This is a genomic window from uncultured Fretibacterium sp. (assembly GCF_938040765.1).
In the GTDB taxonomy this organism is placed as follows: Bacteria; Synergistota; Synergistia; order Synergistales; family Aminobacteriaceae; genus CAJPSE01.
Genome location: NZ_CALIAA010000234.1, coordinates 1 through 26,525 on the forward strand (window position 1 = coordinate 1; position 26,525 = coordinate 26,525).

Genomic DNA, 26,525 nt, shown 5'->3' on the forward strand with positions numbered 1-26,525 from the left:
TCCTTGATGCCCTGGGAAGCAGCTTCGGTCACTTTTATCAGCCGAAAATCACATCGTCCGTGAAGGATCTTTTGGACGTGACCATGCTTGACGCTTCCAATGTAGATTTTTATAACTCTCGTGAGGATCCTCGAGTGGTCGCTCCCGTGCCACTGCCCCGACGGGTGCTCCTGTGCCGGGTGACGCCAAAACAGCAGCTGGGGGACAAAGGCTCAGACTACAATGAACAGCTCGCGCAGCTTAAATACATCATTTTCTTTGGACCGGTAGCCAAAATAAAAACGGACTCGGATAGGGAAAAGATCGTAGAGCGATCGGAGACCACCGAGATGAACGTTCTGGTGCGCCCCACCGACCAGGGAGGCAAGGGCGGGGACAACGGCGGCGGAAGCTGCGATGCGCTGGCCCTGGGGGCGGCTGCGCTTCTGGTGCCGGGACTGTCCCTCCTCCGCAGGGGAAAGACACAGGCTAAGAGGTAAAACGCAATACGGTATGATATGCAAAAAGGCCCGGACGAGCATGCCCTCGTCCGGGCTCATGTTTATGAGGGGGCGAATAACGGGACCGTAAAGGTGCGGCGGAACCGTGTTAAAACAGGTACCGGATCGCCCAGAAAAAGCCCGCCAGGGCCAACCCCAGGAACAGAAGGAAGATCAGGTTATCGAAGAAGCCGATCCGTCTTCGTCTGTCGTTCGCCATGAGCCGTGTCCGAAGGCGCAGGTCCTTGGTCAGGGTCAGGAGGCCGCGCATCTCCTCGTTGATGGTAAGGTAGACGTAGGTCTTGTCCTTGCGCCGATCGATGGATTCGACGGGGAATATGCTGGACTGCTTCGTGGCCTGCAGAAACTGCTGGACCAGGCCTCCAGCCCCCACGGTGCTTTGAATCCGCACCTCCAGGACATCCCCGGGGACGAGGTCTGCAAGGGGCTTGCCGTGGATGGGGTCGACGAGAGGCAGGCATTGGACGAGGATCCCCGAGAACGATTTGGGGCCTTCCTCGGCAGTCGTTTCCTCGGAAGATCCTCCCCTTCCCTCGGGGGCCTCCAGGAGCCCGGCCTCGATAAGTTCAGCCCTGCCCGGACGCTCGACATCGCAGGATACGTCCAAAAGGTAATGGCTCACGCGTTCGTAGCCCTTGCGGATCGCCTCCGAAATTCGGGACAGGATTCGCTCGGCGTCCTGAGGTCCCGCCCGATAGAGCTCCGCCCGATCCGCTGTGGACAGAAGTTCCGGAATCAGGGGGGCCAGTTTGTCCCCCCAGGTCCTGTCGTAGGGCCCGATGCGGGACGAAAGCCTGTTGAAGGTCCTCCAGCCCTGCGAGGGGCTGAGGTCGGCGAGGGAGTCCGCATGGGTCACCCAAAAAGCCTGAAAGAGAGTCTTGCCCGTCGTTCCCTCGAAGATCAGACAAAACGCCCCGCACAGGTCCCCCACCTGTTTCGACGTGATGAAGGTGCATTTCAGGGCGACGTAGCCCTCGGACGCCTCCTCTGCAGGGGACTCCCTGCCCGTTTCGGCGGCGGTCACCTCATCGGTCTCGGGGGAAACGGTGTTCGGGCTGACTCCGTTCGGCGGCAAAACTGAGGACATGGCATCGGCTCCTTTTCATCGTTGCCCCTGACTGCGGCGGTCCCGCGCAGGAGGGGCGCTCTCCCTCACTTAACGGAAAAACTTTTTGCGCTCCAGGACTTTCCGCGCTTCATCTCCCCGGAGACCAACTCAAGGTAGCGGCCGAAGCAGGAAGGGCATCGCTTTGTCGCGGCGTTCGCGTCCTCCTCGAATTCCTTTTTGCACTGGATGCATCGAAACTTTGCCATACGAGATCTCCTCCCCAATAGTCGCAATTGTGAGACTGCCGCGGAACACCCTCCGCCCGAGGTTTGCCGTAAACCCACGGCCGGAGGCGACGTTCGCCTCCTCCATATCATATCATAGGGAAAATACCATTCAGGAAAAATGCTGTTCAGGAAAAATGCCATTCCGGATCAACGGCATTCCGATCGTTTTCGCGGCGATGCCCGGAACTCCAGCCGGGGAAAAGTGAGGACGCCGCCGGTTGAGGACGATCAGAACGGACCGATGCGGAGAGGGGAGGGCTCGTCCTTCAGGGCCTCGGACATCTCCTCGAGGGACTTTCCCGTCAGCGGGTGGTTCCAGCCGGGCAGGATCTGAATGAGCGGCGTCAGCACGAAGGACCTCTCGGACAGGTGAAGGTGGGGGATCCTCAGGGCGGGGCTCTCGTAAATGCGGTCCCCGATCAGCAGAATGTCGATGTCGATCAGGCGCGCGCCCCAGCGGATCGTCTCCTTACGTCCCATCCGTCTTTCGATGGCCTTCAGGGGGGCCAGAAGCGCCTCGGGGTCCGACTCCCCGTCGATATCCAGGCAGAGACAGGCGTTGAGAAAATGCGGCTGGTCGGTCACACCCCAGGGCTCCGTCTCGAAGACCTCGCTGGCACGAAGGATGGGCCCGATATCCTCCTCGATGGCCCGTGCCGCCTGGCGAAGGTTTCCGAGGCGGTTCCCGAGGTTCGTGCCGAGGCCGAGGGCTAAGACCGCCATGGGGCGACTTCTCGTATGGCCCGGGCCATGAGCATTGCCTGATGATTCTGCTCGACGTCATGGACGCGCAGGATCTGTGCCCGTCCCTCCAGCAGGGCCGATATGGCCGTGGTCCCCTGAAGACGGCCGGCCGCATCCGCGGCGCGGGTCACGGCGCCCGTGAAGCCCTTGCGGGAGTGGCCGATCAGGAGGGGGCGGCCGAGGGAACGGAAGCTCTCCAGCTCCTTCAGGATCAGCAGGTTGTCCTCGCCGCGCTTGCCGAAGCCCAGCCCCGGATCCAGGATGATGCGGTCCCGGCTCATGCCCGCAAGCTCCGCCTCGTGTATCTTCTCCTGAAAATAAAGCTGGATCTCGGTCAGCAGGTCGTCGTAGGAGGGGGAGTCCTGCATGGTCGCCGGGGTCCCCTGGATGTGGGAGAGCACGTAGGGCAGTCCCGTCTGGGCGGCGCAGGGCAGCATGGACCCGTCCAGATCGAATCCCCCGACGTCGTTGATAATGTCCGCCCCGGCGTCGGCCGCGGCCAAAGCCACGTTGCCCTTGTAGGTGTCCACGGACAGGACGGCCTCGGGAAAGGCCCGGCGGACCGCCGAGAGCCGGGGCAGCAGGCGCTCGAGCTCCTCGGACTCGGGGGTGGGCGCGGAGCCGGGACGGGTCGACTCCGCACCGAGATCCAGGATGTCGGCGCCGGCGCTCAGCATGGCCTCCGCGCGATGCAGCAGCTCCGCCTCGTCCGCGATGCGGCTGGGCGCATGGAAGGAGTCCGGGGTGAGGTTCAGGATGCCCATGATCCTCGTCGTCCGGTTCAGGGTCAGCGTGCGCCCTCCGGGCAGAGGAAGCGTCCATTCGACGATGTCGTCGTTTTGCAGCGACTCGGCAAGCGCCGTTCTCAGCGACTTCAGGCCCCAGCAGTCCATGGATCGGAGCTTCTGGAGGAGGGCAGCGATCTGTCCGTCCGTCCCCATCATGAGGATGTCGCTGAGCTCCGTCCTGCCGTCGATGACGTGGCGCGCGACGATTGCGTCCCCCCCTCGCGCCAGAAGCTCCTGCTTGACGAACGCCGCCGCACGGTAGTCCACCCGAGGGGCAAAGAGATGACGGACCCTTCGCTTGGGCTGAAAATAACGCAGAGAGCGCGGATCGGCGCCGATATGCCGGGCTATCGTCTCCAGGTCTCGGGACCTGGAGGCCGAGAGCGGATAGACGACCTGAACGGAAGCTGCAAGATTATCCATGGCGGTCCTCCCCGATGAGCGAATGACTGAGCGAATGAATGAGGCGAAAACGACTTCCATGCCCCTCTCGTGCCCTGAGACAGGCGGACGAAAAGGGCATGGAAGTCCCTGCTCGGAATGGCCTACTTCGACTTCAGCTGGTCGTAGACCTCCAAAACGATCCCGCCGTAGGATGCGGCGGGCCCGCCGCCCATGAGGATGGCCACCTCTAAAGCCTCCGTCACCTCCTCGCGGGTGACGCCCGCATCGATGGCGTTCTGTGCGTGCGTCATGATGCAGGGCATGCAGCGGGTAGCCTGAGCGAGCATCAGGGCGATCAGCTCCTTGGTCTTCAGCGTCAACACACCCTCCTTGAGGGCGGAATCCTTGAGGGAACCCAAAGCCTTCATCGCCTCGGGAGCCGCCTCGGCCAATTTGCCGCGTCGGACCTTTACCTCTCGAAAATCGGTCTTGACGTCCATCGTATCGAAAACCTCCAATTAATAATGATTAGATGCCGTAACGCAACTTGACAATAACCCGACCGCGGCCCTTTGTCAACGATGGATTCGCGGAGGCGTCGGAAACGCAAAAGGGCGGTCCTCCTGGGAAGACCGCCCTCCATGTTTGGGGTTCGGCGTAGGCGCCGGCCGACGGATGTCAGCTGGCCTGAATCCAGACGGCTGCGGCCTCGTTGAGCGACAGGTCCACCGTGTGCCTCTTCACCTGCACGGTGTATTCGCCATCCTTGACCTGAAGCAGGGTGACGTTGGTCCCGGAGGCCAGCCCGGAGTCCAGGAGCTTCTTGCGCAGCGGCTCATCGGCCGTGATGCGGATGATCTGCCCCTTGACCCCCTCCGGCGAAAGGGTCAGGGGGAGCGGCAGGAGGATCGGCTTCTCAAAGGCGGTGAAGGCCTCGTCCACCCAGGGGGCCCGCTCCGCGCGGGCGCGCCGGAAATATTCGAGCAGGGCGTAGAGCCGCTCCTCGGTCACGGCGTCGACATAATGCTCCATGCAGCAGGCCATCTCGGAGGACTTCTCCCGGTCCAGGCCCAGGAGCTCATGGAAGAAGGCCCTCAGGCCCTCGTGCCGGCGGAACACGACCAGCCCCTTACGGCGCCCGCTGTCCGTCAGATGCAGCGCCCCGTACCGTTCGTGATTCAGAAAACCCTGGTCGACGAGTTTCTGGACGGTGGCCGTGACCGTCCCCTTCGTGATCTTCAGACGCTCCGCCAAGTCCGTCACGGTCACAGTGCGTCCGGTACTCTCCAGAAGAAACAGTTCCTCCAGGTAATCCTCTATACGAGCCGTAATCATGGCGTCCTCCTCGGCGATCTGAATGTCTGACGCGGATGCTTTCGAAACGATATGAGGTCTTGTTCGTGGGCAGTACAATGTTATCCTAGGGCCGGTCGAGGCGTTTGTCAAGAAACGGGGAGGACGAAATGCGATTCTCCGTAATTTTCTATACTTTTGTCTGGGCATGAGGTGCCGCCGACGGGGGGGATGAAGATGAGCGGGAGGGAGAACGGAAAGGGCAGCGGGTGGCGTTTTTTTCCCGCGGGGTCGCTGCTGGCGTGCCTGCTGTGTCTGGCCGTGTCCTGTGGCGCGGGCGCTGCGGAGTCGACTCGGGACATCGCCGCACGCTTCGCGAAGGAGCGCCCCGCGGCGTGGGGGATGGACCTCCCCGGAATCCTGCGCCGGGTTCCCGTGGAGGTCCGGGTCGTGGCCCTGACGTTCGACGCCTGCGGCGGGGCGAGGCGGGGCCGTGACGATTATGACCGGAGGCTGATCGCCTTTCTGGAGTCGGAGGGGATCCCCGCGACGCTCTTCCTCAACCTGCGGTGGATTCGCGCTCATCCGAGGACGGCCAAGGCCCTCGCGGGCAACCCGCTCTTCGAGATCGGCAACCACGGAGCGGAGCACCGTCCCCTGTCGGTCTCGGGCCGCCGGGCCTATGGAATCCAAGGGACGGCGAGCGCTGCGGAGGCCGTGGAGGAGGTGGAGGCCAACGTCGGCCCCATCATGGCCATGACGGGCCGTCGGCCGCTTTTCTTTCGATCGGGAACCGCGCACTACGACGACGTGGCCCTGCGCATCCTGGAGGCGCTGGGCTGTCGGGCCGCAGGGTTCAGCGTGAACGGGGACGAGGGCGGGACGCTGTCCGCGGGGGCGGTGAGGCGCAGGCTGCTCTCCGTCCGGCCGGGGGACATCGTCCTGTGCCACATGAACCGCCCCGTATCCGGGACGGCCGAGGGAATACGGCAGGCCGTCCCGGAACTGCTGCGCCGCGGCTTCCGGTTCGTCACCCTGGAGGAGCTGCTGTCGCTGGAGCGCGGTCGATCGCCCGGATCGCCGCACCGTTAAAATTTCAGCAAACCGTTCTCGTCGAATTGAAAATCCGGCTCCCATGCCACTTCCCAACAATAGCCGTCGGGGTCGGAAAAATATGCGTGATAACCGCCCCAGAAAACATCCTGCGGTTCCTTCACGACGGTTCCTCCCGCATTTTCGACCAACTCGATGGTTTTATCGACGTCCTTCTTCTCCGCTACGTTGTATGCCAGGGTAATGCCGCAAAATCCGTTTCCTGTTGGGAGTGGACTATCCCCGCCGATGTCCTTTGCCAAGAGGTCCAGGGGATACAATTCAAATTTCGTCCCCGGCGTATCGAAAAAGCATACGGGCGGATTGTCCTCCCTGCAGTCCGTTTTGAATCCCAGACCGTCCCGGTAAAATTTCATCGATCTCTCCATGTTTCTGACGCCCAGGCAGATGCAGGTGATCTTGTTCATCTTGTTTCAGCCTCCGCTATTCTCTCCTAAAGGTGCGCGTCGAACCAATCGCAGATCTCCCGCAGGCGCGCCAGCCTGTTCGCGGGCTTGCCGGAGCGGCTGAGCTCGTGGTTCTCGCCCCTGAAGACGCACATTCTGGCCTCCACGCCCAGGACCTTCAGGGCGGTGAACATCTGAAAGCCCTGATTCAGCTCGCAGCGGAAGTCCTCGGTCGAATGGATGAAGAGGGTGGGGGTCCGGGCCCGGTCGGCATACCGCACGGGCGACTCCGCCCACGCGGCCTCAGGGTTGCTCCAAGGCGTTCCCAGATGCTGGTCCTCGACGTAGTAGTAGCCGATGTCGCAGCCCCCGAACTTGGAGACCCAGTTGGCGATGCCCCTCTGGGAGACGGCCGCCTTGAAGCGGTTCGTCCGGGTGATGATCCAGTTCGTCATGTAGCCGCCGTAGGAGCCGCCGGTCACCCCCAGACGCTCGGGATCGATGAACTTCAGATTCTTGACGCACCAGTCCGTGAAGGCCATCAGGTCCCGGTAATCGGCGTCCCCATAGCGTCCGCGGATGTCCTCGAACGCGCTGCCCCGCCCATCGCCGCCCCGGGGGTTGCAGTAGATGACGGCGTAGCCCCGTGCGGCCCAGCACTGCATCTCGTGGTGGTACACGTCTCCGAAGGCGGCCTTGGGTCCGCCGTGGATGTGCAGGATCGTGGGGTACCTCTCCCCCTCGCGGAAGTTGACGGGGCGCATGTACCATCCGTCCAGGACCCATCCGTCGCCGCCCTCCACGGAGACGTGGATGGGCTGCGACAGGCTCAGCTCCTCGAAGAGCGGCCGGTTGAAGGCGGTGATGCGCCTCTCGGCGCCCCCCTCCAGGACGTGAAGCTCGGGGAGGTTCAGCCCCTCGTAGGCGACGTAGGCGATGCGGCGGTCCGATACCGCGTAGTCGATGACGGCGGAGACGGCCGAGGTCAGGGTCTTCAGGCGTCCGTCCGGCGTCACGGAGCAGATGCGGCTCTTCATGACGTCGGTGGCGCAGCAGATCAGCCCCATGCCGCTGGGGAAGATGGCCCCGCTCAGCTCCGAGCAGCCGTAGCCGGAGTCCGCCACGATGGCGTGCCCCAGGCTGGAGTCGAGCTCCGGGGTCAGGCAGCCGAGCCTGCCGTCCCGCAGGTGGTAGACCCGCGCGTTTTGGTTGACGCCCGTGCTCCTGCGGTCCGCGGCGGTGACGACGACCTCGCCGTCGCTCCAGGCGGCGTGCTTGAAGGTATACGCCAGGCTCGGCGTAAGGCACCGGCAGTCCCCCGAGACGAGGTCCAGCTCGTAGACGGCGTTGTCGGGAAGCTTGACGTCCCTGTAGTCCGAGGCCACGAGCAGCGCGGCGGTGCGCTTCGCGTTCAGGGCCGTCCGCGCGACGTCCATCAGGGGCGGGGTCAGGCGCGTGAATTCGCCCTTCGTCCCGTCGTAGACGCCCAGACCGATGCGCCGCTGTCCGATGTACCCCTTGCCGTTGGCCATGAAGGGAAGCTGCTCGAAGACCATCATGTCCGCGCCCTCGGGGTTGTGACCGTCGCACTCGCGCTCGAAGACCGTCGTGATCAGGTAGCGCTCCCCGGGAAGCGCCTGGATGGCGTTTGCGGCATGGGGAATCTCGAAGAGAAGCTCCGCCTCGCCGCCGTCGACGCCGATGGAGTAGAACCGGGTCGCGGCATTTCCCTTTGCATGGGAACACCTGGGTTCGCCCCGCTTCGAGGCGAAGACGATCCGGGCCCCGTCGAGGCTCCAGCAGAAGAACTGCTCCGAGCCGGAGGCGGTCAGCCGCCTGTTCGTCTCCGCGGTGAGGTCGGCGATCCAGATGTCCGACGCATAGCCGTTTTTCTCCAGGTCGGGACGGCTGAGGCGGTAGGCGATCCTCTCCCCGTCGGGGGAGAAGGCGGGGTTCGACAGGAAGTGGAAGCCGAGAAGATCCTTGTGTTCGACAGGGCGTTTCATGAACGTGAGTACCTCCTGAAAGGGGTTCGAAAAAAGCGTCCCGCCGCTCCGGGCGGAGGGACGGAGCCGTTCTTATCTCTTATCGGGCTTCGTCGGCCGGGACCACGTCGATGCGAAAGACGTTGATCACGTCAGGATCGGGGCAGCAGAACGCGATGGAGTCCGTGCTCCTGCAGGGGGGGATGGAGCCCCCGTAGCGCAGGATGTCGATGTAGGGGAAGCCCGTGTGCAGGGCCATGGGGCAAAGTTTGCCGCGCTCGGTGTCGTAGTCGAAGGTGTCCCCGACCCTGTGCCCTCTGTGGCAGCCATGGGTTCCTCTGCGTTCGATCAGAGTCAGGACGATTCGCGGCCGTCTCCGTGGAGCGGTGCTGGCGGTCTTTTCCATGTTATTCCTCTTCCTCCTTGCTCATATAGTTCTGCAGGTCCCGGGAGGTCTTCTCCAGGTGCCGGGACAAAGCCTCGAGCGCGGCGTCGCGGTCCCTTGCCCTGACCGCCTCGAGGATGGCCCGGTGCTGGGTCTCGGACTCCTCCCTCATGGAGGCGAGATGCAGGCGGATGTACCGGTCCACCTGCTGCCGAAGCCGGGCGATGTGGTCGAGCGTCATGGGACGGTCGGCGGACTCGTAGAGCAGGGTGTGAAACAGGATGTTCCGCTCTCTCCAGACGATGCAGTCCGGCTCGGCCTCCATCTTGTCGAGGAGCTTCTCCGCCGCGGCCATCGTCTCCTCCGTTATGGAGGGAAAGGCGATGCGCAGGACGTTCGTCTCCAGGGCGGCGAGCATCTCGTAGATCTCGCGCGTCTCCCCGGCGCTCAGCCCCGTGACCACGGCCCCGCGCCGGCCGCGGAAATCGACCAGCCCCTCCGTCTCCAGCAGGCGGAGCGCCTCGCGCAGCGGGATGGGACTGACCTTCAAGCGTTCCGCGAGCAGGCTCTGATGCAGGGGCTCGCCGTCCGCCAGCAGGCCGCGATAGATGGCCTCCCGAAGGATGTTGGCGATGTAGTAGGGGGCCGGGTTGTCCTTGAGGTGAATGGGAATGAGCCGTTCCAGGGAGCGATAGGGGGTCTCCGTTTCCATGGCTTCCGCTTTCATGGCTTCCACGTCCTTTCCCGAGGGGACCGAGCCGTTCGAGAATAAGCTGCGCGCTCGTTTCATTATAGTGCATGACGCCGGGCTCCGGGCTTCACACCGTCAAAAGCGCCGATGGAATAAATTTGTTTTTCCTGTTGCTTTTATTCGTAAACAAAAGTATAATACACGCGCCCAAGGATCGGCTTTTGCCTTTGGCGTGTCCGGCGGGCCGATGGGGATTTGAAGTGCAGGGGAGGAACGTGGGATGAAGCGTGTGGGGCAATTTGCAGTGGTGCTGGCGGCTGTCGCGTCGTTCTTCGCGTGGGGGACCGAGGGGTTCGCCGCGGAGCCCATCAGGATCGGCTATATGGCGACCCTGACGGGCGAGGGGGCGACCTGGGGACAGCACGAGCGCGAAGGGGCGCTTATGGCGGTCAAGGACATCAATGCCAGGGGGGGCGTGCTGGGGCGGCCGCTCGAGTTGATCTGCTACGACGTCAAGGGGAAGCCCGAGGAGGGGGTCAGCGCCATCCGCAGGCTGATCTATGACGATAAGGTCGTTGCTATTGGAGGGAGCAACTACAGCGGCATTCAGATTGCCGTGGCGCCCATTGCCGACAAGGGACAGGTCCCTGTCGTCTCGAGCACGGCGACGAACCCGGCGGTGACGGTGGACCCGGACACGGGCAAGGTGCGGCCCTACATGTTCCGCATCGTCTACACGGACCCCTATCAGGGAAAGGTGATCGCGGACTACCTCATCAAGAAGTGTGGGGCAAAAAAGCTGGCGATCATCGGCGATGTGGAGGACGCCTATTCCGAGGGGCTGACGGAGTACGTCAAAAGGACGGCGGAGGCCCTTGGGGTCGAGAATCGGTTCTGGGGGTTCCGTGGTGGGGATGTCGATTTTCGTGCGCAGCTGACGGCGGCCCGGGAGTGGGGGGCCGACGCGGTGGCCCTGACGATGTACTATAAGGAAATGGGGCTCGTGATCAAGCAGGCCGCCGAGATGGACTGGAAGCCCCTCTTCATGGGTGGGGACGGGTACAGCCCCAATATGTTCGAGATCGCGGGCAAGGCCATGGAGGGAACCTATTGGGTGTACCCCATGAACGCGGACGATCCGATCCTCGACCCCATCAAGGCCGCCTTCAGAAAGGAGTACGATCGGGACGCTACGGAGGTGCTGAACGTTGTCCTTGCCTACGATGTCGTCTTGATGATCGCCAACGCCATCGAGACGGCGGGCGTCGCCGAGGGGCCGGCCATTCGGGATGCCCTCGAGAATACGCAGGATTTTAAGGTCACGCATTTCGTCTGGACGGTGAACAAGGAGACCCATGACCCTCTGAACAAGCCGGCGTCCATTCTGAAGGCGAAGGACGGCAAGCTGGTCTTCCTGGAGCAGTGGAAGCCCGAGGGGGCTCCGGTCAAATGAGGCGGCGCTGGGGATTGTGGTACGGAATGAATATTCACATGGAATAATTCGATAGACCGGGGACGGGCCGGAGCGAGGGCGCTCCGGCCCGTCCCCTGTCGTCGGCTCGGCGGATTCGTCCTCCCGTTTGCCCTCTCTCTGTTAAAATACTGTGGAATCCGCTGTTACGGATATTTAAGGGAGGAGTGGAAGGAATATGGACGAGGAAAAGAGTACGGACTTCGATATCGTAAACGGGCGGCTGGCCCGATTGAGGGCCCTGATGCGCGAGAAGGGGGCGGACGCCTTCGTCCTCATGGTCCTGGAGCGGCTCAACTCGGAGAGCTGCCATTACATCTCGGGCTTCCGCGGAAGCTCCGCCGCCCTGCTCATCGACGAAGAGGACGCGCGCCTGGTCACGGACGGGCGTTACCGGACCCAGGCCGCGAAGCAGTCGCCCTTCTCCCTGACCGTCCAGTCGGATCTGCCCCTGCCGGCCTATGTCGCCAGGGCGGTGACGGAGAGGGGGTGGCGCACGGTCGCCTTCGAGGCGGAGAAGGTGTCGCAGGCCCTCTTCGAGGCGGTCTTCCGGCCCCTTTCCGTCCGTTGGGTGGACGGCTCGGCCTTCATTCCCTCGCTGCGCCGTTCCAAGGACGGGACGGAGGCCGACGCCATACGCAGGGCCGCGGTCATCGCCCGCAAGGCCTACGATTCTGTCCTGGAGCAGGTGAGGCCCGGGATGACGGAGGTGGAGTTCGAGAGCCGGATGCTCTCCGAGATCAAGAGGCTGGGCGGGGAGAAGGGCTGGGTCCATGACGACTTCATCGTGGCCTCGGGGGATCGGGGAGCCATGTGCCATGCGCGGGCGACGTGCAGGCCCTTCGAGAGCGGGGACACCGTGACGTTCGATTACGGCGTGACGGTGGACGGCTACATGTGCGACATCACCCGCAACTTCGCCGTGGGCCGTGCCCAGCCGAGGGCCCTCGAGCTGAACGACATCCTGCTGAGGGCGCACCGCGAGGCGGCGGCGGCCCTCCGTCCCGGCATCGCGGGCCGCGACGTGGATGCGGTCGCCAGAAAGATCATCACCGACGCGGGGTACGGCAAGGACTTCGTGCACGGCCTGGGGCACGGTCTGGGGCTCGAGATCCATGAGGCCCCGCGCCTCTCCGCGATCTCGAAGGATATCCTCCAGGTCGGCGACGTCGTGACGATAGAGCCGGGCATCTATATCGAGGGATGGGGCGGCCTCCGCATCGAGGACGACTACCTCATCACCGAGACGGGGTCGGAGTGCCTGACCTTGTCGGACGATCAGTCGCTGAGGGTCGTGGGATAAGACATTGATGGCAGCAGGAAAACTCTATACTTTCCTGCCGGATATAGGGGGCTTGGCCTCCGGGAAAGGGGAACGGGTAAGTGGAAAGCAGCACGGAGAGGCCCGGCGCGGTCGGGGCGGAACAGCTGGACGCGTTGGATACGGCGGACAACGAGATCGTTCGGCAGAGGGTGGAGAAGCTTCGGCGCCTTCGCGGGGAGGAGGGGTATGACCCCTACGTGGTGGAGAAATGGGAGCGCAGGGATACCCTGAAGGATGTCGGGGCGCGTTTCGTGCACCTCGAGTCGGGGCAGACGGACGACGCCGTGACGGTCCGCACCGCCGGGCGCCTGATGACGCTGCGGCGGCAGGGCAAGGCGACCTTCGCCGACCTCGCGGACGAGGAGGGGCGGATGCAGCTCTATTTCCAGGTCAACGAGCTGGGCGAGGCTCCCTACGAGTTCCTGAAGAAATGGGTCGACACGGGCGACTGGATCGGCATCGTCGGCCACCCCTGCCGAACCCGGCGCGGGGAGCTCACGATCCTGGTGAAGGAGTTCAAGCTGCTGAGCAAGGCGATGCGGCCGCTCCCCGAAAAGTGGCACGGCCTCACCGATACGGAGGCGCGCTACCGCCGGCGCTATACGGACCTGATCGCCAACCCCGAGGTGCGCGAGGTCTTCCGCAAGCGCGCGCGGATCATCGCGTCCTTCCGCAGGACCCTGGAGGAGCACGGGACCCTGGAGGTCGAGACCCCAACGCTGTCGGTGCTGGCGGGCGGGGCCAACGCCCGTCCCTTCAAGACGTTCCACAACGCCCTGGGGCTCCCCATGTTCCTGCGCATCGCGCCCGAGCTCTACCTGAAGCGCCTGATCGTGGGGATGATGGGGCGGGTCTACGAGATCGGCAAGAACTTCCGCAACGAGGGGATCGACACCATGCATAACCCCGAGTTCACCATGATGGAGGTCTACTGGGCCTACTCGAACTACGAGGACATGATGAACCTGGCCGAGGAACTCATCCGCAACGCGGCCCGCGCCATCGGCCCCCTGCAGATCGAGTGGCAGGGCGTCCCGCTGGACCTCGAAAAGCCCTTCCGCCGCGTGACGATGCTGGATATGGTCCGGGACCATACCGGCGTGGACTTCCGCGGTGTGAGGACCGACGAGGAGGCCAGGAGGATCGCCGCGGACAAGGGGCTGGCCGGGGAGCTCAAGGGGACCGAGAGCCGCTTCGCCGTCCTGAACCTGATGTTCGAGGCGTTCTGCGAGGAAAAGATCACGGACCCCACCTTCGTCATCGGGCATCCGACGGAGATATCCCCGCTCTCCAAGCGGGACCCGGAGAACCCGGACTATACGCATCGCTTCGAGCTCTTCATGTGCGGCAAGGAGCTGGCCAACGCCTTCAGCGAGCTGAACGACCCGCTGGACCAGAGGGGGCGCTTCGAGGACCAGCTGCGGAAGAAGGAGGCGGGGGACGAGGAGGCCCACGATTTCGACGAGGACTTCATCAACGCCATCGAGTCCGGGCTTCCCCCGACCGGAGGCATGGGGATCGGCATCGACCGGCTCGTGATGTTCCTGACGGACTCCCGCTCCATCCGGGACGTCATCCTCTTCCCCGCGATGAAGCCGAAGGCCTGAGCCGGGGGCCCCTATGACCGACCCCAACGTGCCGTCCGGCGGAAAGGATGCGGGGAACGCGGCCGGACGCGTCGCCGAGCGGATGGAGGAGCTCTTCGAGCTCGTTGCGCATCACGCGCGCCTCTATTATGAAAAGGACGCCCCCGAGCTCTCCGACGCGGACTACGACGCCCTGGTCCGGGAGCTGGCCGCCCTGGAGAAGGAGCATCCGGAGCTTGCCCGGCCCGATTCCCCGACCCGGCGCGTCGGCGGCGCGGTCCTAGAGGGATTCGGCAAGGTCGAGCACCGGCGCCCGATGCTCTCGCTCGACAACGTCTTCGACTCGGGGGAGCTGGCGTCGTTCCTGGCCCGGATGCGGGGGGCCGTGCCGGACGCGGATGCGGCGGACTGGGCCTTTACCTGCGAGATGAAGATCGACGGCCTGGCCGTGTCCCTCCTGTACGAGGACGGGGTATTCGTCCGCGGGGCGACCCGGGGCGACGGGCGCGTGGGGGAGGACGTCACCGGGAACCTGCGCACCCTGCGTTCCCTGCCCCTGCGCCTGAGGGGGAGCGTGCCCGGAACTCTGGAGGTGCGCGGGGAGGTGCTGATGACCCGGAGCCGTTTCGAGGCGCTGAATCGCCGCCGGGAAGAGCGCGGGGAGCCTTTGTTCGCCAACCCCCGCAACGCCGCCGCCGGGACGCTGCGCCAGCTGGACCCGGCCGTGACCGCGGAGCGCGGGCTCGACATATTCCTGTACTACGTCCTGGAGCCCCAGGCCCTCGGGATCGTGCGTCAGAGCGACGCCCTGTCCTGGCTCGCGGAGCGGGGACTTCCGGTCCAGCCTGCCTGGGAGCGCTGTTCCGGCCAGGCCGAGGTCGAGGGGTTCATCGAGAAATGGCGGGAGGGGCGTTTCGGGCTGGACTACGTGACGGACGGGGTCGTGGTGAAGCTCGACGACATCGGGCTCTGGGACGGGCTCGGGGCGACCTCGCACGCGCCGCGCTGGGCCGTGGCCTACAAATATCCTCCCGAGGAGGCCCTGACCCGCATCCTGAGCATCGACGTCTCCGTCGGCAGGACGGGCGCCCTGACCCCGGTGGCGAACCTGGAGCCGGTACGGCTGGCGGGGACGGCGGTGCAGCGGGCGGGGCTCCACAACGAGGACGAGATTCGGCGCAAAGACATCCGGGTCGGGGACACGGTGCGCGTTCGCAAGGCGGCCGAGATCATCCCGGAGGTGGTCCGCGTGGAGACCTCGTGTCGGACGGGGAGCGAGACGCCCTTCGTCATGCCGAAACACTGCCCGGCGTGCGGCGCGGAGGCGGTGCGGCTGCCGGACGAGGCGGTGTGGCGCTGCCCGAACCGGTCCTCCTGCCCGGCCCAGCTGAAGGAGGGCCTGCGCTATTTCGCCTCGCGGGCCGGCCTGGACATCCGGGGGCTCGGCGAACGTCTGGCGGAACAGCTGGTCGATACGGGGAGGGTCCGGGACCTCGCAGACATCTACGACCTGACCGAGGCGGATTGGGCCGCCATGGACAGGATGGGGGAGAAGTCGGCCCGAAACCTCCTGGCGGGACTCGAGGCCTCGAAGAAGCGCCCGCTGTCCTCTCTGCTCGCGGCCCTGGGCATCCGCTACGTCGGGACGCGCGTCGCAGAGCTTCTGGCCGGGCACTTCGGGCACATGGACCGCCTGAAGGAGGCCTCCGAGGAGGAGCTCGCGGGGATCGACGGGGTCGGTCCCATCATCGCGTCCTCGGTCGAGGCGTTCTTCCGGGAGCCTGCGAACCGGGAGCTGCTGTGCCGGCTCCGGGAAAGGGGCCTGAATTTCGTCGGGGAGGAGAGGGGAGGGGCCGGCAGCGGCGCCCTGTCGGGCAAGAGCTTCGTGTTCACCGGGGAGCTCTCCTCGATGAAGCGCTCCGAGGCCGAGGCCCGGGTCCGCGCCCTTGGCGGGACGGCCACCGCGGCCGTCAGCTCCAGAACCGGCTGCGTCGTCGCGGGCGAGGGAGGCGGCTCGAAGCTGAGAAAGGCCCGGGAACTGGGCGTCTCCGTGATCGACGAGGAGGCGTTCTTGAGGATGCTCAGGGAGGCGGAGTGAAGGGGGCGGAGTGCCCCCGGCCTCACCGTTCCCCCCGCTGCACGACCCGCGCCCCGTCGGTCAGGTCCGACGCGGGGTAGAGGATCACCCGTTCCCCGGGTCGAAGTCCGTCCAGGACCTGGGCCTCGATGCCGTTGTCCCGCCCCGCCTCGACGGTCCGAAGCCTCGCGACGCCGTCCTCGACCACGAAGGCGGCCCACTTCCCGTCGCTGCGGAAGAGCGCGCTGGACGGCACGGTGAGGGCGTCGCGGTCCTCCCAGACGACGATCCTGGCCTCGACGCGGAAGCCGTGCCCGAGCCTTCCGAGGGATTCCTGCAGGTCGGTGAACCGGACGACGACGTTCACCCTCTGCTCCTCGACCCCGAGGGCGGAGACCTTGGTGAATGCGAACGGCTCGATCTTCTCGACGATGCCGTTAAGGGGCCTGTCCCCGCCCCAGCCCGACAGGACGACCCGGTCGCCCGACGTGACGCGGACGGCCTCCGAGGACAGGAGCTCGATGACGACCTCCAGTCCGTTCTCGACGTCCCCGACCTCCATCAGGGGAGTCCCGGCGGACAGGGGTCCCTCGCTCTCCCGCATCACGCGCAGCACCCGGCCGTCGGCCGGCGCGCAGATGGGGATGACGTTCGCCTCGGTCGTTTCTGTCCCCGCCCCCTTGTCCCCGAAGCGGCGCAGCCGCGACAGGGCCCCCTTGCGCTCCGCCTCCCTCACGGCGATCGCGGCCTCGGCGTTGTGCAGGGCCGCAGCGGTCGTGCGGGCCTCCCGTTCGACCTGGTCCAGCTGAAGCTGGCTGGCGGCCCCGGAGCTCCTCAGGCCCTTTATCCGGCGCAGCTGTACCTGGGCCAGGTCGCGGTCGGCGACGGCCCGCTCCCGGTCGGCCCGCGCGAGCTTCAGCGCCGCCTCCGCCGCGGCGAGGGCGGCACGGGCCCCGGTCTCGTCCCGGGCGTCCAGGGGCGTGGGGGCGGACGGGACCATCCTCGCCACGACGCTCTTCCCCGCTGAGACCACGTCGCCGGGCCGGACCTCCACCCGCAGCAGGCGGCCGTCGACCGGCGCGGACACCGTGTAGGCATCGCGGACCCGCGTCCGGCCCTCCTCGTCGACCGTCAGGGTCATGGGCCGCCGGGCGACCTCCTCCATATCGACCTCCAGGGGAAGGGGCCGGAAGGCATAGGCCAGGGCGACGGCGATCAGGGCAGCGGCGCCGAAGGTGAAGAACTTCCTCGAAATTTTTTTACGCATCTTCCCACTACTCCCTTGTCCATCACTCTCTCGTCTTGATGACGGAGACGAGATCCGCCCTGTCCATGATCCGCTTCACCAGCCATCCCGAGACGACGGCGGACCCAAGGACCACCACGACCCCGGTCCCGGCGCTCGCCGGGGTGAAGTCGGTCGGAATCTGGTAAAGCTCCATGCTGAAGGCCTCGGCGAACAGGAAAAAAGCTCCGTAGCCCAGAAGGGTCCCCCCCGCCAGCGCCGAGAGGGTGACGACCGCCAGCTCGCCCAGCAGGACGAAGGCTGTCTCTCCCCGGGTGAACCCCATGACGCGCAGGCTGGCCAGGTCCCGGGCGCGTTCGGCGTAGGCGATGCTCGCGGCGTTGTAGACCACGCCGAAGGCGACCACGCCGGCTATCGCCAGGATGAGGTAGCGCATGGAGCCGGGGCCGCTGTCCATCTGTTGCCGAAACGCCGCGCGGGAGTCGCTTTTAACCCTTACGCCCGCTATGGAGGGCATCCGCTTGAGCGCCCGGTAGATGGAGGAGGCCTTCGCCTCGTCGATGCGGAGCCAGGCCCCGGAGACGCGGTTCGGCTCGCGCAGCGCCCGGTTCAGGGAATCCAGGTCCATGTAGGCTGGGGCGCCCATTACCGTCCCGGCCACGGCGACGACGGGGAGGGACAGCCTCGGCCTTCTCCCGGTCCGAACCTCCACGTCCAGGACGTCGCCCGCTCGCACGCCCAGGGTGTTCGCGAGGGTCTGTCCCAGGACGACCCCGCCCGGTCGCAGGGGGATGGGGCGCAGTTCGGCGTCCAGGGCAAGGTTGAGGCGCTGGGGCGAGATCAGGCCGTCGATCGTCCCGTGATGGTCTCGGAGCCCGTGACGCAGGATGACGGGGACGCTGCGCACCGGCTCCGCCTCGATCACGCCGGGCAGGCTGCGCAGCTCGTAGAGCGTCCGGTCCGAGGCGGCGTCGTTGAAGACGACGGCCACGTTGCTGTGGTCGAAGATGTCGAAGGTCAGGGATACCGTCGTGTCGAAGCTTCCCAGGATGGCGATCATGCCCACGGACAGCGCCATACCGAAGGCGATCCCCAGCGCCGCGCCGATCATGCGTCCCGGACGCCGGAGCAGGCGGCGCAGCACCATGCGGCAGGGCTGGTCCAGGCGCGCGTCGAGGCGTCGGGTCAGCCCCCCGGTGCGGCTGTAGTCCGGCGGGGCGGGCGGCCGCATCGCGGAGGCCGGGGTCAGAGCGAAGACGCGCCGCAGGACGAAGCAGCCCCCGGCCGCGGCCGAGCCGATGCTCACCAGGAACCCCATGAGGAACGGCCTGGGGTCGGGGCGGAAGGTCAGGGACGGGAACTTGAAGTGGATCAGGTAGACGCCGGCCAGAGCCCGTCCCGCCAGCACGCCCAGGACGCACCCGGCCGCGGCGCCCAGCACGGCGATGGCGACGACCATCTTGAAGTAGTGAAGTCCCACCGCCAGGTCGGAGTAACCGAAGGCCTTGATCAGCCCGATCTGCTCGCGCTCGGAGTGGACCATGCGCGAGACGACGAGGGTGAGCAGAAAGGCCGCCACGATGAGGAAGATAGGCGGTATCATGACGCTCATGGAGCGGAGCTGCTCGAGCTCGTCGCTGACGAACCGATTGGAGTTCTGATTGTCCCGCCCGTAGGAGCCGGTTCCCCCGTAGGGGTCGAGAATGCGGTCCACGGCGTCGAGGACCTCCGCGAGGCGGGCGCTGCGGTCCAGGGTCAGGATGGCCTCGTTGAAGGCCCCCTCCATCCCGTAGGCGGCGGCGATGGCCCGGCGCCCCATCCAGAGGACGCCGTACAGGGCATCGTTCGCGACGATCTCTCCGGGTGCCGTGATGTAGATGAACTCCGGCGACTGCGCCAGCCCCACGATGCGCAGGCTCCGGCGCGAGCCGTTCATCGTGACGGCAAGCCGGTCCCCTGGCCTCAGCCCGCGAGCCGAGGCGAAGCTCCGGAGCAGGAGGATCTCGTCGGCGTTCCCGGGGTCGGGCATGCGCCCGGCGACGAGGAGGACGCCGTTCAGGTGGGCGCCGTCCATGTCCGGAAGCGAGAGGGCCCGGCCTCGGACCGGGAGCTCGAGTCCCGGCAGGTCGATCAGGGCCTCCCCGACGACGCGCCCCTCGGCCGCCGAGACGCCGGACAGCGCGGCGAGGGCGTCGAGCAGAAAGCGCGGCGCGCGCTTGACCGGCGCAAACACGTCGGCGAACCGACAGCTCTCGTAGTAGGCCCGGCGGGTTTCCTGAATGGAGACGAACAGGCCGGACATCATGACCAGCACCATGACCCCCATGGCCACGACCGCGCCGATGGCGGCGACCTGCCCCTTCATCCTCCAGAGGTCCCGGATGAGCTTCCGATCCATGGTCGGCAGCGGGATCACCATTCGATGGCCTCCGGATCGCTTCGCTCCGCGTTCTCGACGATCGAGCGGATCGCCCCGTCCGCGAAGTGGATCACCCGGTCCGCCATGCCGGCCGTCGCCGCGGCGTGGGTCACGATCAGGACGGTCGTCCCCAGTTCATTGTTGACGTCCGTCAGGACCTTCAGCACGGCCCGTCCGGTGCTGCTGTCGAGCGCCCCCGTGGGCTCGTCACAGAAGAGCACCGTCGGCCGTTTGGCCACGGCGCGGGCGATGGCGACGCGCTGCTGTTCCCCGCCGGAGAGCTGTGAGGGAAAATGGTCCACCCGCCCTCCCAGCCCCACGAGCGCAAGGGCCTCGTCCGGGGACATCGGGTTGGGGGCGATCTCCGCCACCAGTTCGACGTTCTCCCGGGCGGTGAGGCTGGGCATGAGGTTGTAGAACTGAAAGACAAACCCCACGTGGTCACGCCGGTAACGGGTGAGCTGGGGCTCCGCCATGGCGCCGAGGTCCGCACTGCGGAATCGCACCGTGCCCGCCGTCGGGCGGTCCAGTCCGCCGACGACGTTCAGCAGGGTGGTCTTACCGCTTCCGGAGGGCCCCAGCAGGACGACCAGCTCCCCCTCGCGGATCGTCAGGTCGATCCCCCGCAGGGCGTGGACGGCCGCCGTCCCCTCCCCGTAGACCTTCGTCAGCCCCTCGATCTCGAACACGGGGGCCCCGCTTTCCCTTTCCTTCGGCTCCCTTTTCAATCGAATCCTACCTCCGTTCCGCTGGAGAAGCACAGCCCCGACAATCCGAACGATGCGTCGATATCGAAAGGAACAAGACTCCTTATTGTATCACCGATGAAACATTTAGCGATGCGCGGGCGCTCGCCCAAAACCACCGGCTGCGACGGTCTTAACGAGGATCGAGCGCGTTGTTTGCAGTGCGCTCCCTTGTCAAGACACGAAAAAGGAAAAGATCCGAACGGCTCCTTGATCCTCGCTGTCCGTGGGGTCGTTCTCAGGCCAGGACTCGAGCGGCATCCTGGTTATCCACCTGCCGATCGATCTGCCCTGTTGACAGGGTAAATGGTGTCTGATAATTTTGCCTTGGTTTCCTTTTTCGTTCAAAAATTGGTTGTGTCGCGTTTACCCCTTTTTCCCGATTCCCTGCGGCTGGCGTGCTTTTGGGTTTCGGGGCGGCGGGTGAGATCAACGCCGAGAGACGGACAAAAAGGCAGCGGGGCATCGAGGCAGAAAATCGGGGTTGAAATAGGCGTTCACTTCTACGAGGCTCGGGGAGGCGGAGCGATGGACGAGAGGGTATTGGAATCGACGCGGGAGGGGACGTTGGAGGAGATCCAGAACTGCCGCCGGAAAATTAGGAGGCTGCTGGTGATCTACTTTGTGATTATCCTGCTCCTGATCCTGTCGGGCGGTGGAAACCTTTTCCTTCTCCTCATGGAGGGGGGCGGGAAGAGGAACGTTCTGGGGAAAATCCTGTACGCGGCGCTGCCCCTGTTTCTGTGGTTGTACACTCAAAGGCCGAACACGAGCGGCGGAATCCTGATGCTCTATGCGGTCGTTGAAGGGATACAGGCCGCTATTAGCTTGGTCATAGTGTCCGTAGGGTCATCTTTTTTCGGGTTTGACGACCCAGCCAGTATTGCGATGCTGCCGCTTGCGGTGCTGCTTGTCTTTGGGGTCGTCGGTGGCCAGTTGGCGTTGTTCGTCAAACTTTTTCGCTCGGCACGCCGGTTGGGCAATCTGATGCTTGCGGCAGGCCCTGGAGACAGGACCCGTGCGGACCGATGGGACGCCGCGATGGTTGCGGTGGCCGTCGTCTGCTACATGGCGCCGGCCATTCCGGCCTGGGATTCGATACAGTCTTCGATGACGTTGAAGAGGGAACTGAAACAGGCGCCCGAGGTCAAGATTTACCGCGTAAGGGAAGCGATCGACTGCATGGCGGGGACCCCGGACGGCAATCTGTTGGCGCTGGGTACGGAGAAGAGGCTTTATGTGTGGGACACGAGGACGCGGGAGTGCGTATGGAGCGACGACTGCCTTGCGGTGCAGCGGGTGCGTTTCAGCCCCGGCGGGCGCTATCTGGCTGCGGCGGGGCGTGGCCGGCCGGAGGGGGCCAGCGATCTTGTCGTGTACCAGGTGGATGGGTTCATGCGTCTGCCCGGCTTCGACTGGCCGGAGCACGAGGAGCACAAGGAGAAGGTGTTTCACGACCTGATGTTCCGCCCGGACGAGGAGACGCTGCTGGTGCTGTGGCACCGGAGCTGGATTTGGAACCGGATGCCTCAGGGCTGGTACAGCAATGAGGCTAAAGTTGTGGAGGACAGAGAAGAAAGTCTTGGGCATAAAACGGATAAGGCGGATTTATTATGCACTGAAGTAAACGTAGATAAAAGAGCGATAGGGCAGCCGCGGACGATACATCAGGGGCTTTCCGTATATCATGAACTGAGCCCCGAGGGCTGCGCGTACTTTTCTTCGGATGCTTCCCGGTTTATCTATCCTACATGTTATCAGGATAAAGGACCGGTTTCGGTCAAGTGGGTGCATCGGGTGGATACGATGACATGGGAAGAGCGAGTATATCAACTTGATGGGTATCGTTTGGATTTTTTGTTGGGTGTCGACTACCATTACGAATGGAGACTGAACGCAAACGGAACGAAGGCGTATCTCCTTTGTGAAAGAGATAGGGGAGAAGAGCCTAAGGGAGTCTTGCTGGAATTGGACCTGCATACCGGAAGAACAAGGGAACTGGAGAGCTGGGGTTGGCGTTTGGCTTTGTCGCCTGACGGGCGGTGCGTCGTGATGCTCTCCGGAAGCACGAACGACAATAGCATGACGCTGGCCAGGCTGCACTTTCTGGATGTCAATACGGGAGCGAAGGAGAGGATTTTGCGCAGGTTTCCTGGGAATGGTTTCGACTATCCCCATCGTTTCGTGTGGTTGAAGCCGAATCTCTTTGCCGTCTCCATGGAGGCCAGGCGAAGCCGTGAGGGCAATTTTGTATTTATCGACCTGAAGGAGGGCGAGGGTAAATGACGAAGGTAACGACGTGGCTGCATGACCAGCAGCTCGAGATGCTGCAGCTTATCAAATCTTCATACGAGATGACTGCCGCTTGTCTGGGTGGGAAGTATTTCAAAAACTGGCTTTCAATGCATTATGGATAAAGTGGCCCCCATGTCAAGGACCAAAAAACATTGAAGAAGAGTTAAGGTCAAGAATCAAGAAATGAGGCGCTTTTCATACATCATGAGGGGCGTTGCCTTTCCCGGCAAGGACGTATGAGGCCGCTCCTCGTTATAAAACCTGAACCAACACCTCAGCCCTTCCAGCAATTCAGGCACGTTTTCATACGCATTCAGATAAATGCATTCGTACTTCAGGCTCCTCCACAGGCGCTCCACGAAAATATTGTCCAAGGCGCGTCCACGACCGTCCATGCTGATCCGAATCGACTGACTCTCAAGCCTTGACGTAAATTCCCTGCTCGTGAACTGACTTCCCTGATCCGTGTTGAAGATCTCGGGCTTGCCTCGTCTCAATGCCCTTTCCAGGGCTCTCATACAAAATCCGATGCAAAGCGTGTTTGAAAGCTCCCATGACAGCACATAGCGACTATACCAATCCATAACGGCGGACAAATACATGAAACCTTGCCGCAGCGGAATATACGTGATATCCGTGCTCCAAACCTGATTCACCGAGGTCACCTCAAATCCTCGAAGCAGGTAGGGATAGACCTTGTGACCCGGTTGAGGTTTGCTGGTCGACGGCCCCGGAGACTGACCTTCCAGTCCCATCTTCCTCATCAGACGCACGATGCGCTTCCGGTTCACCCTGTAACCCTGACCCTGAAGGCAAAGCGTCATCCTCCGGCTCCCGTAAAATGGCGTTCGGGTGTACTGCTGATCTATTCGCTTCATCAGTTCTTCGTTGGCATCACTCTCCAGGCTCGGTAAAAGCGATTGGTAATACCCGGAACGGCTCAAGCCCAAAAGGCTGCACTGGCGTCTCAGGCTGAACTCAGGATCGGAGGGGTCTATGAAACTGCGTCGCTCAGCGGCGTTCAATTCCTCCCCGTTTTTTTTTAAGCCACTCTACATCCATCTTCAGACGGCCAATCTCCTTGTACAGAGGATCCGTGACCTTTTCAATGTCCAGGGGGGACTTGCTCTCGAAAAGATCTCCGGCCCGTTCCAGCAGGGTCTTCTTCCAGCGGCCAATCTGCATGGCGGAGACCCCGTACTCCGAGGAGAGCTCCGCCAGCGTCCGATCCTCGCGACAGGCTCTCAGGGCAACTTCGGCCTTCAATTTTGAACTGTACCGATTCCCTTTGTTTTTCACGGCAACACCACCTCGCGGGTCTATTCTCCTTTTTTCACCATCCTTCCTTCAATCCTGACTTTTACTGTCTCTAACACTACACGTGGTTCTCTATTTGGGGGCCACTATAGTCCGTAATCTTTTCGTATATTTTGACAAAACAGCTATATCCTTATCTTCCCGTTCATGATGTCGCTTCCGGCGTACATGAGATATTCCACGCCGCTGGCCACGGCCATCTCACGCGCCGCGTCTGCCTTGGCTTTGACGACGGCATTGTCAATCATGTTGTCGCCCTTAACCTCGATGAGTTGATAGGAACCGTCAGTCATTCTTGCAAGGAAGTCAGGATAGTACTGCCGCAACCGTCCGGACTCCGGATCATAGTAGTACACAGAGAGGTCGCCCTGTCCTGACGTGAACATCCCGGTGAAGTAAACCTCCCTGACCTTCTCGTTGGCAAGGTACTGTTCAAAGCACTTTTTCTCCGGCTGAGAGTCAAAACAATAGGTGTCGGCGTGGAAACTTTTCTCCAACTGCGCCTGAGAGAAACCAGCCCCGGCCTCCCGCTTGACGACAAGATCATCTCTCGCGGAGAACTCATAGTACCCGGCGTTCCTCGGCTCACGCAACAGAATAAGCTCCTTGTCCTCGGACTTCTGCGTTGCCGTTATCTCAAACAGGGCGCGGAACACCGCCGGGATAATGACATCATCGACAACCTGATTGTACCTGTTGATGGCCTCAAGGATAACGTCAATCCCGTCCTTTGCCTCCCTGAGAATTTTCGCCGCAAGGACGCATGAGATATTCAGGTATCGCGCCAGCTCTCCGGCAAGCGTCAGTTCGCTGTACCTCATTTTCTTTTGAAGATAGTCCACGTTCGTTTTTTTGACGTTCGCCCTTGTGTCGTGGGCGAGGCTGTCCCCGGTGTACATCGTGCTGGCGTATCTCGATAAGTCCATGTCCTTCAAGCCAAAATCCACAGGCTTGGAGTATTCCTTCTCAGTGAGTGAGTATTCGTGCCATATCCGCTTCAAGGTAATCTTCCTCAACGGCGGCAAAACGCGAACCTGATACCTGCTCCGCTTTGCGGTTGAGGGGTCTTTCATGTCCTTTATCTCCATGTTGAAGTTCTTATGAAGCTCACTGTTCAGGGTGTCGTAGTTATCCTTTGAGAGAAAGACGGTAGCGGTCAGCCTGTCCTTTGTGATTGCCCTGAGACACCTCATCGTAGCCTGGAGGACAAATATCTTTGATTCCTTTGGGCTGCGGTAGAGAGCCACGCCGAACAGGGAGCGGCAGTTCCACCCTTCCTTGCCCTTCTCGACGAGGATTATAAATTGCTTCTCGTTCCCCTCGCTTCCGGCGACATCCAGATTGTTGAAGTTCCTTATGTCATCGTTTTTTGTGTATGTCTCATCACCGACGTTCAGGAGTATCTTTGAGGCGGGAATATCCAGCTCGGACAGGATTTTCTCCAGAGCAGGACGCACCTCTTTAGCCGCTTCCTCCACTCCGGCCGCGTAGATTGCGAGCTTGGGCGTAAGCTCTTCATAAGTTTTCCCGCCGTAACGCTTCCAGAACTCCGTAACCGCCGCAGTCAAAAACTCATCACTCTTGACGTTTTCAAAGCCTATCGGGTCAGCGTCTTTAAGAAAACCGTTGCGAATGGAATCTTTCAGCCCGTAGGCATAGACCACCTCCGGCAGGAGCTGGTTCTCGACATACGGCGTCCCCGTGTAGTTGTAGCACCCCACGATGGACGTACTCTCCGCCAGAAGGTTTATCGTATCCCGGAGGCTTGTCTTGCTCGTCCCGCCGGAGCGTATCTGCTTCTCCAAAGCCGCGCCGAACAGATGATGTGCTTCATCAACGTAAACACCGAGCTGGGGAAGTCGGCAGAGCTTCTTGAAGCGTTGATTATCCATCAGCGTTGTCTCGTCCCATGCGTCGTCGTCCTCGTTGTTGCCGCCGTAGATTGCGGAGAGAAGGGAATTGTCCCCGAACAGCGTCTCCGCTGCCGTTACCTCCTTGCGCTTCTTTTTCAGGATAATCTTCTGTGTGTTCGATATGATGATGTTGAAATCCGAGTCATCTATCGTATTGAGTATTGTCCCCGCCTCGTACATAAAGTGAAACTTGATGTTCGATTCTAACACCTTTGCGTATTCCGGCGGAACGACCTTTGTCATGTCGAACGTCGTTATCTCGCGCAGGGATTGCAGAACCGTCTTGTCCGGGGCGAAAACAAGGGCGTTGTGGCAGAACCGCTCGTCCTTTGGGTACTTCTTTGCCAGAAGGAACTCATAAAAGATAGAGGTTGCCATCAGGATTGTCTTTCCAAGGCCCATCGTGAGGGCATAGATGTAGTTGGGGTAGCCCTCCTTATACTTCTTCATTCTCTTGAAAAGTGCCTCGGTCTGCTTCTCGACGGGAGCGTCAAAGAGGCCGATCTGACCGCCCTGACCATAATAGG

General features: G+C 63.0%; 22 protein-coding genes. 7 read left to right on the forward strand and 15 right to left on the reverse strand.

Going from position 1 to position 26,525, the window contains the following annotated elements:
- A partial coding sequence (locus Q0176_RS07945; RefSeq protein WP_299301215.1) for a hypothetical protein occupies positions 1-479 on the forward strand: 479 nt, incomplete at its 5' end.
- Positions 480-588: 109 nt separating this feature from the next.
- Here Q0176_RS07945 and Q0176_RS07950 read toward each other — a convergent pair.
- From Q0176_RS07950 to Q0176_RS07975, 6 genes are all read right to left on the reverse strand, one after another.
- The gene (locus tag Q0176_RS07950) at positions 589-1,587 is read right to left on the reverse strand and encodes a hypothetical protein (RefSeq protein WP_299301218.1); all 999 of its coding nucleotides are present in this window, start codon (positions 1,585-1,587) and stop codon (positions 589-591) included.
- A 65-nt stretch (positions 1,588-1,652) separates the two neighbouring features.
- Positions 1,653-1,814, reverse strand: coding sequence for a hydrogenase expression protein HypA/HybF (locus Q0176_RS07955; RefSeq protein ID WP_299076259.1), 162 nt, complete (start codon positions 1,812-1,814; stop codon positions 1,653-1,655).
- A 249-nt stretch (positions 1,815-2,063) separates the two neighbouring features.
- Positions 2,064-2,558, reverse strand: coding sequence for a 2-amino-4-hydroxy-6-hydroxymethyldihydropteridine diphosphokinase (folK, locus tag Q0176_RS07960; protein ID WP_299301221.1), 495 nt, complete (start codon positions 2,556-2,558; stop codon positions 2,064-2,066).
- The gene (gene folP / locus Q0176_RS07965; protein ID WP_299301224.1) at positions 2,546-3,790 is read right to left on the reverse strand and encodes a dihydropteroate synthase; all 1,245 of its coding nucleotides are present in this window, start codon (positions 3,788-3,790) and stop codon (positions 2,546-2,548) included. Before folP ends, folK begins: the two co-directional genes overlap by 13 nt.
- Before the next feature lie 122 nt (positions 3,791-3,912).
- A complete protein-coding gene (locus Q0176_RS07970; RefSeq protein ID WP_299301227.1) occupies positions 3,913-4,251 on the reverse strand; it encodes a carboxymuconolactone decarboxylase family protein in 339 nt (112 codons plus the stop codon).
- A 178-nt stretch (positions 4,252-4,429) separates the two neighbouring features.
- Positions 4,430-5,086 (reverse strand): metal-dependent transcriptional regulator, encoded by a 657-nt coding sequence (locus Q0176_RS07975; protein ID WP_299301230.1) that lies wholly within the window; start codon positions 5,084-5,086, stop codon positions 4,430-4,432.
- A 195-nt stretch (positions 5,087-5,281) separates the two neighbouring features.
- Here Q0176_RS07975 and Q0176_RS07980 point away from each other — a divergent pair, with 195 nt between their 5' ends.
- Positions 5,282-6,136: a polysaccharide deacetylase family protein gene (locus Q0176_RS07980; protein WP_299301233.1), complete on the forward strand. Its 855-nt coding sequence runs from the start codon at positions 5,282-5,284 to the stop codon at positions 6,134-6,136.
- Here the strand turns inward: Q0176_RS07980 and Q0176_RS07985 are convergent.
- The 4 genes from Q0176_RS07985 to Q0176_RS08000 all read right to left on the reverse strand — a co-directional run bounded on the left by Q0176_RS07985 (position 6,133) and on the right by Q0176_RS08000 (position 9,640).
- On the reverse strand, positions 6,133-6,564 hold the full coding sequence (locus Q0176_RS07985; RefSeq protein WP_299301236.1) for a VOC family protein: 432 nt from the start codon (positions 6,562-6,564) through the stop codon (positions 6,133-6,135). The genes Q0176_RS07980 and Q0176_RS07985 overlap by 4 nt on opposite strands.
- Before the next feature lie 26 nt (positions 6,565-6,590).
- Positions 6,591-8,549: a S9 family peptidase gene (locus tag Q0176_RS07990; RefSeq protein ID WP_299301239.1), complete on the reverse strand. Its 1,959-nt coding sequence runs from the start codon at positions 8,547-8,549 to the stop codon at positions 6,591-6,593.
- A gap of 79 nt (positions 8,550-8,628) precedes the next feature.
- Positions 8,629-8,934: a TIGR04076 family protein gene (locus Q0176_RS07995; protein WP_299301242.1), complete on the reverse strand. Its 306-nt coding sequence runs from the start codon at positions 8,932-8,934 to the stop codon at positions 8,629-8,631.
- Position 8,935: 1 nt separating this feature from the next.
- Positions 8,936-9,640: a GntR family transcriptional regulator gene (locus tag Q0176_RS08000; RefSeq protein WP_299301245.1), complete on the reverse strand. Its 705-nt coding sequence runs from the start codon at positions 9,638-9,640 to the stop codon at positions 8,936-8,938.
- 244 nt (positions 9,641-9,884) lie between these two features.
- Here Q0176_RS08000 and Q0176_RS08005 point away from each other — a divergent pair, with 244 nt between their 5' ends.
- The 4 genes from Q0176_RS08005 to ligA all read left to right on the forward strand — a co-directional run bounded on the left by Q0176_RS08005 (position 9,885) and on the right by ligA (position 16,083).
- Positions 9,885-11,057 carry an ABC transporter substrate-binding protein gene (locus Q0176_RS08005; RefSeq protein ID WP_299301248.1) on the forward strand — a complete coding sequence of 391 codons (1,173 nt, stop codon included), beginning with the start codon at positions 9,885-9,887 and terminating at the stop codon, positions 11,055-11,057.
- A 196-nt stretch (positions 11,058-11,253) separates the two neighbouring features.
- Complete coding sequence (locus Q0176_RS08010; RefSeq protein WP_299301251.1) at positions 11,254-12,378, forward strand: Xaa-Pro peptidase family protein; 1,125 nt, start codon at positions 11,254-11,256, stop codon at positions 12,376-12,378.
- Between the two features lie 80 nt (positions 12,379-12,458).
- The gene (gene lysS, locus Q0176_RS08015; RefSeq protein ID WP_299301254.1) at positions 12,459-14,006 is read left to right on the forward strand and encodes a lysine--tRNA ligase; all 1,548 of its coding nucleotides are present in this window, start codon (positions 12,459-12,461) and stop codon (positions 14,004-14,006) included.
- 13 nt (positions 14,007-14,019) lie between these two features.
- Positions 14,020-16,083: an NAD-dependent DNA ligase LigA gene (gene ligA, locus Q0176_RS08020; protein WP_299301257.1), complete on the forward strand. Its 2,064-nt coding sequence runs from the start codon at positions 14,020-14,022 to the stop codon at positions 16,081-16,083.
- A 22-nt stretch (positions 16,084-16,105) separates the two neighbouring features.
- On the opposite strand, the gene Q0176_RS08025 is transcribed toward ligA, so the two are convergent.
- The 3 genes from Q0176_RS08025 to Q0176_RS08035 are packed head-to-tail and all read right to left on the reverse strand — an operon-like array spanning position 16,106 to position 20,455.
- On the reverse strand, positions 16,106-17,329 hold the full coding sequence (locus Q0176_RS08025; protein ID WP_299301259.1) for an HlyD family efflux transporter periplasmic adaptor subunit: 1,224 nt from the start codon (positions 17,327-17,329) through the stop codon (positions 16,106-16,108).
- 22 nt (positions 17,330-17,351) lie between these two features.
- Positions 17,352-19,727, reverse strand: coding sequence for an ABC transporter permease (locus Q0176_RS08030; protein ID WP_299301262.1), 2,376 nt, complete (start codon positions 19,725-19,727; stop codon positions 17,352-17,354).
- The gene (locus tag Q0176_RS08035; protein ID WP_299301265.1) at positions 19,721-20,455 is read right to left on the reverse strand and encodes an ABC transporter ATP-binding protein; all 735 of its coding nucleotides are present in this window, start codon (positions 20,453-20,455) and stop codon (positions 19,721-19,723) included. Before Q0176_RS08035 ends, Q0176_RS08030 begins: the two co-directional genes overlap by 7 nt.
- A 546-nt stretch (positions 20,456-21,001) precedes the next feature.
- Between Q0176_RS08035 and Q0176_RS08040 the strand changes: the two genes are divergently transcribed.
- Positions 21,002-22,759 (forward strand): hypothetical protein, encoded by a 1,758-nt coding sequence (locus Q0176_RS08040; protein WP_299301268.1) that lies wholly within the window; start codon positions 21,002-21,004, stop codon positions 22,757-22,759.
- A 185-nt stretch (positions 22,760-22,944) separates the two neighbouring features.
- On the opposite strand, the gene Q0176_RS08045 is transcribed toward Q0176_RS08040, so the two are convergent.
- Both Q0176_RS08045 and Q0176_RS08050 read right to left on the reverse strand, forming a co-directional pair.
- A protein-coding gene (locus Q0176_RS08045) for an IS3 family transposase (RefSeq protein WP_299301271.1) occupies positions 22,945-24,067 on the reverse strand; the annotation gives its coding sequence in 2 pieces (ribosomal slippage) (positions 22,945-23,802 and positions 23,804-24,067; 1,122 coding nt in all).
- A gap of 143 nt (positions 24,068-24,210) precedes the next feature.
- On the reverse strand, positions 24,211-26,525 hold a 2,315-nt coding region (locus tag Q0176_RS08050), incomplete at its 5' end, for a DEAD/DEAH box helicase family protein (RefSeq protein ID WP_299301273.1).